General features: G+C 64.0%; 16 protein-coding genes. 8 read left to right on the top strand and 8 right to left on the bottom strand.

Going from position 1 to position 14106, the window contains the following annotated elements:
• Positions 1–28 precede the first annotated feature (28 nt).
• From AC0L2M_RS27580 to AC0L2M_RS27560, 5 genes are all read right to left on the bottom strand, one after another.
• Positions 29–439 carry a nuclear transport factor 2 family protein gene (locus AC0L2M_RS27580; protein ID WP_473536408.1) on the bottom strand — a complete coding sequence of 137 codons (411 nt, stop codon included), beginning with the start codon at positions 437–439 and terminating at the stop codon, positions 29–31.
• A 9-nt stretch (positions 440–448) separates the two neighbouring features.
• On the bottom strand, positions 449–1093 hold the full coding sequence (locus AC0L2M_RS27575; RefSeq protein ID WP_023800486.1) for a carbonic anhydrase: 645 nt from the start codon (positions 1091–1093) through the stop codon (positions 449–451).
• Positions 1094–1247: 154 nt separating this feature from the next.
• Positions 1248–2003, bottom strand: coding sequence for a DUF429 domain-containing protein (locus AC0L2M_RS27570; RefSeq protein ID WP_473536407.1), 756 nt, complete (start codon positions 2001–2003; stop codon positions 1248–1250).
• The gene (gene pdxY / locus AC0L2M_RS27565; protein ID WP_473536406.1) at positions 2000–2884 is read right to left on the bottom strand and encodes a pyridoxal kinase PdxY; all 885 of its coding nucleotides are present in this window, start codon (positions 2882–2884) and stop codon (positions 2000–2002) included. Before pdxY ends, AC0L2M_RS27570 begins: the two co-directional genes overlap by 4 nt.
• A gap of 7 nt (positions 2885–2891) precedes the next feature.
• Positions 2892–3134: a hypothetical protein gene (locus tag AC0L2M_RS27560; protein ID WP_128248090.1), complete on the bottom strand. Its 243-nt coding sequence runs from the start codon at positions 3132–3134 to the stop codon at positions 2892–2894.
• 161 nt (positions 3135–3295) lie between these two features.
• On the opposite strand from AC0L2M_RS27560, the gene AC0L2M_RS27555 reads away from it, so the two are divergent.
• From AC0L2M_RS27555 to ppa, 5 genes are all read left to right on the top strand, one after another.
• Positions 3296–3928, top strand: a complete 633-nt coding sequence (locus AC0L2M_RS27555) for a LemA family protein (RefSeq protein WP_473536405.1) — start codon at positions 3296–3298, stop codon at positions 3926–3928.
• A gap of 85 nt (positions 3929–4013) precedes the next feature.
• Positions 4014–4841, top strand: a complete 828-nt coding sequence (locus AC0L2M_RS27550) for a TPM domain-containing protein (RefSeq protein ID WP_473536404.1) — start codon at positions 4014–4016, stop codon at positions 4839–4841.
• Positions 4842–4849: 8 nt separating this feature from the next.
• Entirely contained in the window at positions 4850–5488 is a 639-nt protein-coding gene (locus AC0L2M_RS27545; protein WP_473536403.1) for a TPM domain-containing protein, read from the top strand.
• 116 nt (positions 5489–5604) lie between these two features.
• On the top strand, positions 5605–6111 hold the full coding sequence (locus AC0L2M_RS27540) for a GNAT family N-acetyltransferase (RefSeq protein WP_023800479.1): 507 nt from the start codon (positions 5605–5607) through the stop codon (positions 6109–6111).
• Between the two features lie 112 nt (positions 6112–6223).
• A complete protein-coding gene (gene ppa, locus AC0L2M_RS27535) occupies positions 6224–6757 on the top strand; it encodes an inorganic diphosphatase (RefSeq protein WP_023800478.1) in 534 nt (177 codons plus the stop codon).
• 246 nt (positions 6758–7003) lie between these two features.
• Here the strand turns inward: ppa and AC0L2M_RS27530 are convergent, their stop codons facing one another.
• A complete protein-coding gene (locus tag AC0L2M_RS27530; RefSeq protein ID WP_023800477.1) occupies positions 7004–7597 on the bottom strand; it encodes a hypothetical protein in 594 nt (197 codons plus the stop codon).
• Positions 7598–7642: 45 nt separating this feature from the next.
• On the bottom strand, positions 7643–8242 hold the full coding sequence (locus AC0L2M_RS27525; protein WP_473536402.1) for a TetR/AcrR family transcriptional regulator: 600 nt from the start codon (positions 8240–8242) through the stop codon (positions 7643–7645).
• An 82-nt stretch (positions 8243–8324) separates the two neighbouring features.
• Between AC0L2M_RS27525 and AC0L2M_RS27520 the strand changes: the two genes are divergently transcribed.
• Together AC0L2M_RS27520 and AC0L2M_RS27515 are read left to right on the top strand one after the other, a co-directional pair.
• Entirely contained in the window at positions 8325–9608 is a 1284-nt protein-coding gene (locus AC0L2M_RS27520; RefSeq protein ID WP_473536401.1) for an MFS transporter, read from the top strand.
• 278 nt (positions 9609–9886) lie between these two features.
• A complete protein-coding gene (locus AC0L2M_RS27515; protein WP_473536400.1) occupies positions 9887–11455 on the top strand; it encodes an alkaline phosphatase D family protein in 1569 nt (522 codons plus the stop codon).
• Positions 11456–11712: 257 nt separating this feature from the next.
• On the opposite strand, the gene AC0L2M_RS27510 is transcribed toward AC0L2M_RS27515, so the two are convergent.
• Positions 11713–11988: a hypothetical protein gene (locus AC0L2M_RS27510; RefSeq protein WP_128168604.1), complete on the bottom strand. Its 276-nt coding sequence runs from the start codon at positions 11986–11988 to the stop codon at positions 11713–11715.
• Between the two features lie 200 nt (positions 11989–12188).
• On the opposite strand from AC0L2M_RS27510, the gene typA reads away from it, so the two are divergent.
• Entirely contained in the window at positions 12189–14018 is a 1830-nt protein-coding gene (gene typA / locus AC0L2M_RS27505) for a translational GTPase TypA (protein ID WP_027154593.1), read from the top strand.
• Positions 14019–14106: the final 88 nt, after the last annotated feature.

The following is a 14106-nucleotide window of genomic DNA, read 5'->3' as shown; positions in this document are numbered from 1 at the left end:
GGCTTGCCGCACGCAATATCGCGGCTGGTCAGTAGCTATCGCAGTTTTCTGCGATCGCCGCCTGCGAGCTGGCTGTGATGCGGTTGTCGGCGATCGCGAAGGTTTCCTGCATCAGCACGTCGTTGTTGGGGAAATCATAACAGGCGATCACCGTGGTGACGCCGCTTTCGGTCTTCTCGATGCGATGCCGGATTTCAGCCCCGGCGACTGCGCCCTCCCAGTCGTCGATGGAGGCGATGAATTCCTGCTTGCTCTGGAGGACGCCGAGATCGTCGAGTTTTATCCGGACGTCGTCGGCAAGCAGGTCCGACAGTTCCGTGCGATCGGCGACCAGCAGCGCCGCATACCAGCGGCCGATGAGCGCGCCGTCGTCGGCGCCGGCGGATATGACTGAAAACAGAAGCGCCGCTGCGGCCAAAGCGATCGAACGGCATGCCATGCAACCCTCCTACGTCATCTCCGGCCGCTCGAAGTCGCCGGTGTCCTTGTTCATCACCCAGAGTTCGCCGGTCGAGATGTCGAACCAGGCGCCGTGCAGCGACAGCCGTCCCTTGCCTTCCAGGATAGAGACGCAGGGAAAGGTCCTGAGATTGGCGATCGAATAGCGGATCGAAATGCGCTCGAGCGCGGTCTGCCGCTCGGTCGCCGTCATGAAGGTGCTGGACGACACGGTCTCGGCCGCCGGCGCAATCAGGCTCATCCACTTGCCGATGAAGTCGCCGGGCGACAACGGCGCGGCCGTACTGTCGAGTGCTGCGCGGATGCCGCCGCAGCGGCCATGGCCCATCACCACGATGTTCTTCACCTTGAGGCTCTGCACGGCGAACTCGAGCGCCGCCGAGGTCGAGTGGAACTGGTCGTCGGGCGCATAGGGCGGCACCAGATTGCCGACATTGCGCAGCACGAAGAGTTCGCCGGGGCCAGCGTCGAAGATCGCCTCGGGTGCCGCGCGGGAGTCGCAGCAAGCAATGATCATCGTTTCGGGGGCCTGGCCCTCGCGAGCAAGCGAGCGATAGCGTCCGCTTTCGGCGAGATAGCGGCCACTCATGAAATTGCGGTAGCCGGTGAGCAGATGGTCAGGGAGATGAGGCATTGGCGGCGTCTGGAGCCTTTCGGGGTTAGGCGGCAGCTCTTTAGGTCAGGAAGGCTCTAGCGGCAAAAGCCGGTCGCGAGCAATGCCGAATCGCGAAGGACGTGGTTGCCATTCGCCAATGCGATTGGCTCGCCGATAGACGGGGCGAAGAAATTCATGCCCAGATCGCCACAGGGATGCCAAAACGGTCGGTGAGCGGCGGATCCGGAAACGGCCTTGCCTCGCCGCTGGCGATGCGGCCGGCGATCAGCATCATCGCTGCGGCGTCGAGAAAGTCGTCGGCAGCAGCGCCTGGCGGCGGCGTCCGGTCGAGAAAGCCCCTGACATAACCGTGCCGGCAAAGCAGCGCCTTGCGTTCCGCCATGCCGGCCGGGTTGACGGCGCCCTTGATCTTCTTCGGCAAGCGCATCGCCTGATCCTCGTTCAGCCGGCAGAAGGCGACTTCCGGATGCGATTCGAAGACGCGGCGGCGCAGTTCGGGACGTGCGATCAGCACGGCATCGATCTCGCGGATCTTGGCAAAGATGCCAAAAGCCTGGATCGAGACGCCGCGCGGCGGATCGGAGGTCGCCTTGGCGACTTCGCTTGCCTGGCGATGCGCGGCATGCCACGCGTCGATCGTGGTGAAGCCGTCCGTATGCGCGTAAAGCGCCGCACGCGAGGGGATGGCGAAGACACTCGATTGCCTGTTGCCAAGCAGCGGCCGCACCAGAGCTTCCGGCCCGCGGCCGCCCTTTTGCGAAACATCGGGCAGGCCGATCGGCATGTCGACGGCGACTGTCGCATCGGCCGGCAATGCGTCGAGCAGTGCTGCGAAGCTTGGAGAAACGGCTGCCGAGGGAGCTGCGCCCGGATCGCGGCGAACGGCGATCCAGCCGGCCCTGCAGCCGTCGACGCCGACAACGGTCACGCTCTTTTGTCCCGCCCCGGATGCAGGAGATGGCGAAGCTGCACCATCGCCATCGGGTGCGACAGGCTCTGTGCATCGGTTTCGAGCTGCAATTCGTCGCCGCCGCGCTTGGCGGTGCGCGCCAGGATCTCGTAGACCGCCGCCGTGGTCGACTGCAGTGCCTTGATCGCCGGTTGGCCGGACAGGATGCGCGCCAGATAGACGGCCGCCGTCAGGTCGCCGAGCCCGTTGGGCGGCTTGTCGATGAGGCGATGCTCGGCGAGCAGCGCCTGGTTGCCGTTGAGCAGCAGATTGCCGGTGCCGCCGGCCATCATCGCCGGCGCCGAAGTGACCAGCATGGTCGACGGCCCGGCCTGAAGGGCGGCCGCCATCACCGCTTTGAGGTCGGGCAGCGGCGCTCCCGCCATCCATTCCAGCTCGTAGCGGTTGGGCGTGGCGATGTCGGCGATCGACATCAGCCGGTCGCGCATCGCAGTGGCGGTCGTCTCCGGCACATAGAGCCCGCCCGAATCGCCCATCACCGGGTCGCAGATATAGACGGCGTCCGGCGTCTTCGCCTTGACCGCGCCGACCAGCGAGGCGACGGCGTCGGCCTGACCGCCTTCGCCGAGATAGCCGGACAGCACCGCGCCGACCTCGCCCAGCCATGGCGCGCGCTCAAGATCGGCCATCAGCGCCCTGAATTGATCGAGCGGCGGCACGATGCGCGTCGCCCGTCCATGGCCCGGATGCCAGGGCAGGATGACGGTCGGCACCGCCCACACCGGAAAGCCCAGCGTCTCGAGCGCAAAGACCGCGGCGCGGTTGCCGACCGAGCCGCGTGCGACATGGCTGGAAATGACGATGACCGCGCGCGGCGCGTCGTGTTCTTCGGTGCTCACGAGGTTCCTAACCCTGGATGATGAAAAGCACGAGCCAGATCAACAGGCCAATGCCGACAATGAGCCCCAGCGCCCGGCCGATGCGCGTGCCCCAATATTCGATCGGGTCGGCCCGGTCGGCGTCTGCAGCAGTGACGTCATCGCGCGCACCCTTCGCGGTCCGCGCAACGGACGAGGCCGGGTCGGTTTCACTTGCCACGCGCTCGATGATGCGGCGCGATTCGTCGTCGCTGTCCTGGCGTCCCGCCATGGCTATGCCCTGTTTTCGCAGCGACTTTAACCTGTTCGCCCGGTCAATCACAGGGCCTGAGAGTGAATGCCAAAGCACCAGCAGCGCCCCAGGTTGAGGTCATGTTCTTGCGCGCGGATTGTGGTAATGCTTCGCCCGTCAGTCTTGTTGAGGGATTTTCCATGCCTGCCCTTTCCTCCCCTTTCGTCTTCCGCAACCTGCCGGCCTTGCTGATGATGGCGATCGTGCTGCCGCTGCTGGCCGGCTGCGGCTACAACACAATTCCGACGGCGGAGGAAAACGCCAAGGCCGCATGGAGCCAGGTGCTGAACCAGTACCAGCGCCGCGCCGATCTCATTCCCAACCTGGTCGAGACGGTCAAGGGCTATGCGGCGCATGAGAAGGATACGCTCGATGCCGTGGTCGAGGCGCGCGCCAAGGCGACGCAGGTGACGGTGACGCCCGACACGCTGAGCGATCCGGAAGCGGTCAAAAGATTCCAGGACAGTCAAGCCGGCCTGACCAGCGCGCTGTCGCGGTTGCTGGCAGTGGTGGAGAATTATCCCGACCTCAAGGCCAACCAGAATTTCCTGGCGCTGCAGGCGCAGCTCGAAGGCACCGAGAACCGCATCTCGGTCGCCCGCCGCGACTATATCGAGGCGGTGCGGGAGTATAATCTGACGCTGCGGACCTTCCCGTCGGTGATTTGGGCGACCCTGTGGTTCCGCGGCAATCAGCCGTTCGCCAACTTCACCATCGAGGAAGACAAGATGCAGACGCCGAAGGTCGATTTCGGTACGCAGCAGGGCGGGTGATCGGCGCTTAGCGAGCGCAGTTCCATTGACCTTGTACTCCGTCCCACCCCCCTCTGTCCTGCCGGACATCTCCCCCTCAAGAGGGGTGGGACGGAACGCAAGCCCTGCATTCCTGCCGGTTGCTCTAGCCCTTCTCTACTTAGCCCTCTTCCTCCCCCTCGCCACCCTTGCCGCCGAATTGCCTGCCCTGACCGGGCGGGTCGTCGACAATGCCGGCATCATCGACGCCGCAACCGAGGCGGCGCTGACCCGCAAGCTTGCGGATTTCGAGGCCGAGAGCTCTGACCAGATCGTCGTCGCGACGCTTCTTGGCCTCGACGGCGAGGAAATCGAGCCCTACGCCAACCGGCTGTTCCGCGCCTGGAAGCTCGGCCAGGCGGGCGAGGACAATGGCGTGCTTTTGCTGGTCGCCAAAGACGACCGCAAGATGCGCATCGAGGTCGGCTACGGGTTGGAAGGCACGCTGACCGACCTGCACACCAGGCTGATCATCGAAAACGACATGGTGCCGGCCTTCCGCGCCGGCGATTTCTCCGGCGGCATAATGAAGGCCGTCGACGACATGGTCATGGTGCTGGAAGGCAATCCGGAAGAGCTGGAAGCGCGCGGGACCCGCAACCAGCAGCCGCCGTTCAACACCGACGATCTGTTCTTTGCGATCTTCATAAGCATCTGGGCGATCATCTTCTTCGGCAGCATCGCCGCCTCCATCCTGCCGCCGATCTTCGGCCGGAAGATCGGCCCCGGTCGCTATCGCTGGCTGGGCATGATTTTCGAGCCGGGCCGGCAATCTTCTGGCGGCTGGTCGTCCGGCGGGGGCGGCTGGTCGTCGGGCGGAGGCGGCTCAGGCGGTGGCGGGTTTTCGGGCGGCGGCGGCTCGTCCGGTGGCGGCGGATCTTCAGGAAGCTGGTGAGACACGACATGGCAACTCGACCGATCAGCCCCGAGGATCATGACCGCATCGCGAAAGCGATCCGCGTCGCCGAATCGAACACCGACGGCGAAATCTACTGCGTGGTCGCCTATGCCAGCGACGGCTATTTCTTTCCGGCGGCCTTCATGGCGACGCTGGCGATGCTCGTCGTCAGCCTCGCCGTCAGCTACGGGCTGGAAGCGTGGTGGCTGTCGATCCGCGTGCCGCATTTCGTCATCGCCCAGCTTCTGGCGATGGCCTCGATACTTGTGCTGTTGTGGGCGCTGCCCGGCTTGCGCATCCACCTGGTGCCGAGACGGCTGCGTTACCAGACCGCGCACGCCAATGCGATAAAGCAGTTCCTCGCCCGCAACGTCCACCGCACCACGGCGCGCACCGGTGTGCTGGTGTTCGTTTCGATCGCCGAGCACTACGCCGAAGTGATCGCCGACAGCGGCATCGACAGCCGCGTCGGCCAGGATGTCTGGGACGGCGTCGTCCGCGACCTTACCGCGCATGCCCGCGACGATCGTCTCGCCGACGGCTTCATCAAGGCGATCGAAGCGACGGCTGCGGTGCTGGCCGAGCATTTCCCGGTTTCTTCCGGCGACAGCAACGAACTCGACGACCATCTGGTCGAAATCTGAGTCGCTACGAACGGTTTTTTCAGCACTCAACGGCACGTCTATCGTCTGTGCGAAAGCTTGGGAGCCGCTGACCGGACTCTTGCAATCGGGCGATGCGGGTTTATGGTTAACCAATCATGAAGACGCTGAGCATCGACATCAGGAAAGCCGAGCCGCGCGACGCAAGCGCCATCGCCGACGTGCATCTGCTGGCCTGGCGCGGCGCCTACTCCGGCATCATCCCGCATCGCACGCTGACATCGATGATCAACCGCCGCGGCGCCGACTGGTGGGCGAACGCCATCCGCCGCGCCGCCACCGTCCTGGTTGTCGAGATCGGCGGCAAGGTTGCCGGCTACGCCACGATCGGCAAGAACCGCGCCCGCGAGCTCAAGCAGCAGGGCGAGATCTACGAACTTTACGTGCGCCCGGAATATCAGGGCATCGGGCTCGGCAGCCGGCTATTCTCGGCAGCACGGGCGCGACTGGCAGACCACGGGCTGAAAGGCATGGTGGTGTGGGCGCTGGAGGACAACCAGAACGCGCTCACCTTCTATGCCGGCGCCGGCGGCCGCGACGTCGCCGAGGGAGTCGAGGTTTTCGAGCAGAAGGCTCTGAAGAAGGTCGCCTTCGTCTGGGAGTGACGGCTCGATACCCCTCTCGCCAGCACCCTCAGCCGATTTCAGTACCATTCGCCGCATTGCACCATGCGCCGCTGCCCGCTATCGGTTTCCAATCGAAAGAGGGACAAAAGCCATGCGTATCGAAGCCATCGCCATCGGAAAGAACCCGCCGGAGGACATCAACGTCATCATCGAGGTGCCGATCGGCGGCGAGCCGATCAAGTACGAGATGGACAAGGAGGCCGGCACGCTGTTCGTCGACCGCTTCCTGCACACCTCGATGCGCTATCCCGGCAATTACGGCTTCGTGCCGCACACGCTGTCGGGTGACGGCGACCCGATCGACGTGCTGGTCTGCAACACGCGGGCGCTGGTGCCGGGTTGCGTCATCAATGTGCGGCCGATCGGCGTGCTGGTGATGGAGGACAATTCCGGCCTCGACGAAAAGATCATCGCGGTGCCGTCGCCCAAGCTTACGCTGCGCTACGAGAACGTCACCGAATACACGCACCTGCCCGACATCACCCGCCAGCAGGTGCAGCACTTCTTCGAGCACTACAAGGATCTCGAACCCGGCAAATGGGTCAAGATCGAGGGCTGGCACGACGCCGCCTACGCCAAGAAGATGATCGTCGAGGCGATCGAACGGGCCAAGGCAAGCAAGTAGCCCAGCGCCTGAAATTTGCGGGCAAACTTCAGGCGTAGCGCCGCCCCTCATCCGCCTGCCGGCACCTTCTCCCCGTGAACGGGGAGAAGCCCGCTGACCTCGACCTTGGCGCCCATTCAGCAACGGTGGTAATTGGCGAAACCATTGATGGCTGCGTCTTTCTCCCCGTCACTATACGGGGAGAAATGCCCGGCAGGGCACTGAGGGGCAGCGCTGACCGACGTTACTTTTCAATGCGACGCGCTCCTAATTATCGACGCGGCCGAAAGCGGGTGCGTTGCCGATAACCACACGCTTGTCCTTGCCGCAGGCAAAGGTCCGCGCCTTCTCGTCGGCGAGCTTGCGTGCCTGGTCGTTGGCGCCGGGGTTGCCGGTGGCCAGCACCAGGCCGACGGTGCAGCCTTCATAGGTCTCCGGTTGGCCGACCTTGGCGACGATCAGCACGTCGGTCGGTTTGTTCTCCACCTCGGGATTGCTGATCGAGCGCCGATGAATGACCGCAAACGGGACGGCGCGATCGCCGTTCGTCTCGATGCGCCACTCGAGTTTGGATGCCGCCGAGTTGAAGGCGACAAAACTTTCCCAGACTGGGGTCATGTTGCTGGGCGGAAAACCATAAAACAGCGATTCCCGCGCGTCGTCGTAGGCGATCAGCACCGGGTAGCCGCGATAGCCCGAACAGGCGAGACTGGCCCAGTCGCCGTCGCCTTCCTCCGCTTGCGCGTAGGTCACGCAGTCCTTCTTCCAGTCGAGATCGGTGTAGGCGCTGGAAATGGCGCCGGCCCGGGCAGGCTGGCAGAGGCCGGCGAGGGCAAGCGGGATCAGCAAAAGAGCACGCATCGCGGGCAACTCCGTTTCGGGGCTGCCGCACGGTATCGTCAAACGCTATTTCTTCAAGCTCGCTTCGATCAGCAGGTCGGCATTGCTGGCCACAGACTTCGCCGGTCCGCCGGCCCCGAACAGCTGGCCACTGATATAGGCGCCTTCGATCAGAAGCAGCAGCCCGTCGCCCAGCGTATCGGCGTCGCCGGCACCCATTGCCGCCGCCATGGCGCGCAGGCGTCGGCGCAATTCCTGCTTGTTGGCCTCGCTCACCACGCGGGCCGGGTGGCCACGTTCGGGATATTCGACGGCCGCATTGGTCATGCCGCAGCCGCGATAGTCGGGCTTTTGCGTGCGCTTGCCGATGCGGGTCAGGAAGGCGGCGATCTGCGCGCGCGGATTGCCGGGATGGGCAGCCACCGCCGCGTCGAAGCGGGCCCAGAACTCGAGGTCGTATTGCCGCAGATAGGACGCGGCCAATTCGTCCTTGGAGGGAAAGCTGCGATAGAGGCTGGGCTTGGTGACGCCAGCGCGCCGCACGATCTCGTCGACGCCGATCGCCCTGATGCCTTGCCGGTAGAACAGGTCGCGGGCAACGCGAAGGATTTTTTCGCCCGCGCGGGGCCGTTCATCCGCTTTGATCGTTGGCTCAATGCTTTTCATTCTTGGACGTGCCGTTGCCTGCTTGACAATGTTACCGATCGGTACGTATGCTCCCATGCATTGAAACGTACCGGTCAGTAACATGATAGCTCGATCCCGCCCGTTTGGCCAGCGCTATGCTTTCGTCGTGGTGGCCGTCATTTTCCTGTGCCTGCTGATCGCGGCGGGCCTGCGGTCGGCGCCGGCCGTCATGATGCTGCCGCTGGAGGAGAGTTTCGGCTGGCGGCGCGATGTCGTCTCGCTCGCCGCGGCCATCGGCATCTTCCTCTACGGCCTGACCGGGCCGTTTGCCGCGGCACTGATGGAACGGATCGGGCTGCGCCGCACGCTGCTGGCGGCGCTGGTGCTGATGTCGGGCTCGACGGCGCTCAGCCTGTTGATGACCCAGCCCTGGCACCTGCTTCTCACCTGGGGCGTATTCTCCGGCGTCGGTTCCGGCGCGGTCGCCACGGTGCTCGGCGCCACCATCGTCAATCGCTGGTTCAAGACCAATCGCGGCCTGGTGATGGGGCTGATGTCGGCCTCGGCCGCCACCGGCCTGCTGGTGTTCCTGCCATTGCTCGCCGCGCTCGCCCAGTCGGGCGGCTGGAAGCCTGTCGCCATCGCCATTGCGGTCGCCACCGCCTGCCTGGTGCCGCTGGTCTGGCTGCTGGTGCCGGAACGGCCGTCCGCGATCGGCATGGTGCGCTACGGCGCGGACGTCGACGACGTGCCGCCGGTTGCGCCGGCCTCGCAGGGCAATTTCCTCACCCACACGTTCAGCACGCTGCGTCGTGCCGCCGGCACGCGGGTGTTCTGGTATCTGTTCGCCACTTTCTTCATCTGTGGCTTCACCACCAACGGACTGGTCGGAACGCACCTGATCGCGTTTTGCGGCGACATGGGCATCGGCCAGGTGCAAGCCGCCGGCCTGCTGTCGCTGATGGGCATCTTCGACCTGATCGGCACGACGCTGTCGGGCTGGCTCACCGACCGTTTCGACCCGCGCAAGCTGCTCGGCGTCTATTATGGCATCCGCGGCCTGTCGCTGATCTATCTGCCTTATTCCGGCTTTTCGTCGACCAGCTTGATCATCTTCGCCGTGCTCTACGGATTGGACTGGATCGCCACCGTGCCGCCGACGCTCAGGCTGTCGAACGAGGCGTTCGGCGACCGCAGCGGGCCGATCGTCTTCGGCTGGATCGTCGCCGGCCATCAGGTGGGTGCAGCGGCGGCTGCCTTCTTCGGCGGCACCATGCGTGAATTGCAAGGCAATTACGAACTTGCCTTCCTCATCGCCGGCATGACGGCAATAGCCGCAGCCTGCATCTCGCTGTTGATCAACACCAGCCGTCCGGCCTTCGAGCCGAACCCGCAGGCGGCTTGAGCTGTGACGGCCGAGCGCTAATCTCCCCCTTGAGGGGGGAGATGGCCGCGAAGCGGCCAGAGGGGGTCGGTCCGACCGGGCTCGGCCCCTTATCGCCGACGCAGGAGGTTGGCGCTCCACGCGACACGACCCCCTCTGTCGCCTTCGGCGACATCTCCCCCTCGAGGGGGAGATTCGCCAGCCTGTTGATCGTCAGAAAACCTTCATGGTTTCGAGATGTGCGTGAAACATTGAGGCTGGACCTTGGCGGCGACGTTTAAGCCATCCAGGAGACAGCCATGAACAAGATTTCGCGCCGCGCTTTTGTCACGTCGGCGAGCGCCGCCGGCCTCGTCGGCGTATCGGGCCTCGCGCTTCCCTATTATTCGCGCGCCAATCAGCGGCCCGCCTTCACCCATGGCATCCAGTCGGGCGATGTCGACGCAACCAGTGGCGTGGTGTGGACGCGGACCGACCGCCCTTCGCGCGTCATGTTCGAAGTCTCGTCGACGGAGAATTTCGCCAATCCCTTGCGCCTTGCGCCGCTCGATACGTCGCCGGCCAGCGATTACACCGTAAAGCGGCTGCTCACCGACCTCACCTCCGACCAGGACATCTTCTACCGCATGGTCGCGGCCGATCTTGCCGACATCAACGCCGTCTCCGAGCCGATCGTCGGCCGCTTCCGCACGGCGCCGGCCTCGAAACGCGACATCCGCTTCGCCTGGTCGGGCGATACCGCCGGCCAGGGCTGGGGCATCGACGACACCGGCATGAAGACCTATGCCACGATCGGCAAGCATACGCCCGACTTCTTCCTGCATTCCGGCGACACCATCTATGCCGACGGCCCGATGAAGGACGAGGTCGAGCTGCCCGGCGGCAGCAAGTGGAAGAACAAGGTCCTCATCGACGAAAAGCGCAAGGTTGCCGAGACGCTGGACGAGTACCGCGGCCAGTGGAAGTACAACATGATGGATAAGAACGTGCTGGGGCTAAACGCCATCTGCCCGACCTTCTACCAGTGGGACGATCGCGAGGTGGTCAACAACTGGTCGGATTCGAAGAACCTGAGCGCCGACGACCGCTACTCGGAAAAAAACATCCATGTGCTGGCGGCACGCGCGGCACGTGCCTTCCACGAGATGACGACGATCCGCTACGAGCCGTCGGAACCGGGCCGCGTCTATCGCAAGATCGCCTACGGGCCGCTGCTCGACGTGTTCTTCCTCGACATGCGCTCCTATCGCGGCGCCAACGGTCCTGGCATGCAGGATACGGTGACGCCGCAATCGCGCATCCTCGGCGAACAGCAGATGAAGTGGCTGAAGCGCGAACTGGCAAACTCCAACGCGACCTGGAAAATCATCGCCGCCGACATGCCGCTTGGTCTCGTCGTCTGGAACGACGCCACCAACAAGGCCGGCGCCGAGGCCGTCAGCAATGGCGACAATGGCCCGGCCAAGGGCCGCGAACTGGAAATTGCCGACCTCCTTCGCTACATAAAGAATGCCGGCATCACCAACACCGTCTGGCTGACCGCCGACGTGCACTACACGGCGGCGCATTACTACAATCCCGACAAGGCGCAGTTCCAGGACTTCAATCCGTTCTGGGAATTCGTCTCGGGTCCGTTACACGCCGGCACCTATGGACCCAATGATTTCGACATGACCTTCGGCCCGGAGCTGAAATTCATCAAGGCGCCCACCGCCGAGCAGGGGCAGAACCTGCCACCCTCGGCCGGCCTGCAGTTCTTCGGCCTCGTCGACATCGATGGCGCCACTGAACAGATGACGGTGCGGCTGATGGATCGCGACGACAATGAACTCTACAAGGTCACGCTCGACCCGGTGCATTCGGCGTGAGGGGACTGGGTCACTTTGTATCAATCCTGGGTGACGTCGCGCTGCCCCTCATGGCCCTGCCGGGCATTTCTCCCCCTAAACGGGGAGAAAGTGGCCCGCATCGAAGATTTCGCTAATCGCGAACGTTGCAGAAGGAGAGCCGACATTTCGCGCAGCGGGCTTCTCCCCGTTTACGGGGAGATGAGGGGCTGCGCCGGCGTTGGCAAAACTTCAGGAAGGGTCGATCCGACCTTTCCGACAATGTGCGGAAAGCAGTCCTAATCCGGATAGCAAACGGTCGGAATATTGGGCCAAACAGCGCTGTCGCAGTTGGCGGCCTCCTGCCTTTGCTTGAAGGCGGCGCTGACCGGCCCGGTCACCACCGGGTCGACGCCATCGGGAGCGTCGGCAAACAACTGCTCCGCCGTTCGGGTGTCGGACGGCGGGGCAGGCTCCTTCGACGTCGCGGCCGACTGTGCCACGCCTGCCGCAAGCAGAACGGCGAGCGCAGCCCATGCAAGGATTGGCCGGTATCTGATGCCCGTTTTGCTCATGAAATTTGAACTGTCCCGACCGTGAAAGGTTCCGCTTTGGTTAATAATTCAATTTCACACCAAGACGCTTAAGATTTGGTGACCATCTATTTGGTGGCACGCCTCCTCTTTCGCAATTGCGAAAAACCCTGTATGAGCCGCCCAACCGAAAGAGGCAGCGCCTTTTGGCCTGCTGCCTGCAACGCTCCCGAGACCACAACATGAAAATTCGTAATATCGCGATCATCGCGCACGTCGACCATGGGAAAACCACCCTCGTCGACCAGCTCCTGAAACAGTCAGGCTCGTTCCGCGACAACCAGCGCGTTGCCGAACGCGCCATGGATTCGAACGACCTCGAAAAGGAACGCGGCATCACCATCCTGGCCAAGGCGACTTCGGTCGACTGGAAGGACACCCGCATCAACATCGTCGACACCCCCGGCCACGCTGATTTCGGCGGTGAAGTCGAGCGCATCCTCTCGATGGTGGATTCGGCCATCGTGCTGGTCGACGCCGCCGAAGGGCCGATGCCGCAGACAAAATTCGTCGTCGGCAAGGCGCTCAAGGTCGGATTGAAGCCGATCGTCGTCATCAACAAGATCGACCGGCCGGACGCCCGCCACGTCGAGGTGGTCAACGAAGTGTTCGACCTGTTTGCAGCGCTCGACGCCACCGACGAGCAACTCGACTTCCCGATCCTTTACGGCTCGGGCCGCGACGGCTGGGTTTCGGAAAACCCCGAAGGCCCCAAGGACCAGGGTTTGGCGCCGCTGTTCGACCTCGTCATCAAGCACGTGCCGGCGCCGACCGTCCACCCCGGCCCGTTCCGCATGATCGGCACCATCCTGGAAGCCAATCCGTTCCTTGGCCGCATCATCACCGGCCGCATCGAATCCGGCACGCTGAAGTCCAACCAGGCGGTCAAGGTGCTGCATCATGACGGCACCCAGGTCGAAACCGGCCGTATCTCGAAGATCCTGGCTTTCCGCGGGCTCGAGCGCCAGCCGATCGACGAGGCGCAGGCGGGTGACATCGTCGCCATCGCCGGCCTGTCGAAGGGCACCGTCGCCGACACGTTCTGCGACCTGTCGGTGACCGAGCCGCTGCATGCGCAGCCGATCGATCCGCCGACCGTGACGATGTCGTTCCTCGTCAACGATAGCCCGCTGGCCGGCACCGAGGGCGACAAGGTGACCAGCCGCGTCATTCGCGACCGCCTGCTGCGCGAGGCCGAAGGCAATGTCGCGCTGAAAATCGAGGAATCGCCTGACAAGGATTCGTTTTTCGTCTCCGGCCGCGGCGAATTGCAGCTTGCCGTGCTGATCGAGACGATGCGCCGCGAAGGGTTCGAGATTGCCGTGTCGCGGCCGCGCGTCGTCATGCAGAAGGGCGAGAACGGCGAGTTGCTCGAGCCGGTCGAGGAAGTCGTCATCGACGTCGACGAAGAGCATGCCGGCGTCGTCGTGCAAAAAATGTCGGAGCGCAAGGCCGAGATGGTCGAATTGCGCCCGTCGGGCGGCAACCGCCAGCGTATCGTCTTCCACGCGCCGACGCGCGGCCTGATCGGCTACCAGTCGGAACTGCTGACCGACACCCGCGGCACAGCAGTCATGAACCGGCTGTTCCATGCCTACGAGCCTTACAAGGGTGAGCTGCCGGGCCGCACCAACGGCGTGCTGATCTCCAACGAACAGGGTGAATCAGTGGCCTATGCCATGTGGAACCTGGAAGACCGCGGCCCGATGGTCATCGATCCGGGCGTCAAGGTCTATCAGGGCATGATCATCGGCATCCATTCACGCGACAACGACCTCGAAGTGAACGTGCTGAAGGGCAAGAAGCTGACCAACATCCGCGCCGCCGGCAAGGATGAGGCGGTGAAGCTGACGCCGCCGATCCGCATGACGCTGGAACGCGCGCTGGCCTGGATCCAGGACGACGAGCTGGTCGAAGTGACGCCGAAGACCATTCGACTGCGCAAGCTCTATCTCGACCCGAACGAGCGCAAGCGTTTTGAGAAATCGGCGAAAGTGGTCGGCGCGGCGTAAGGCGACGTCTCATTGAAGGGGGTCGGCGCTGCCCCTCATCCGCCTGCCGGCATCTTCTCCCCGTGAACGGGGAGAAGACCGCGGAGCG

This window comes from Mesorhizobium sp. WSM4806, assembly GCF_055811635.1.
The sequence above is the reverse complement of the archived record's forward strand: the minus strand, read 5'-3'. Positions and strand labels throughout refer to the sequence as shown.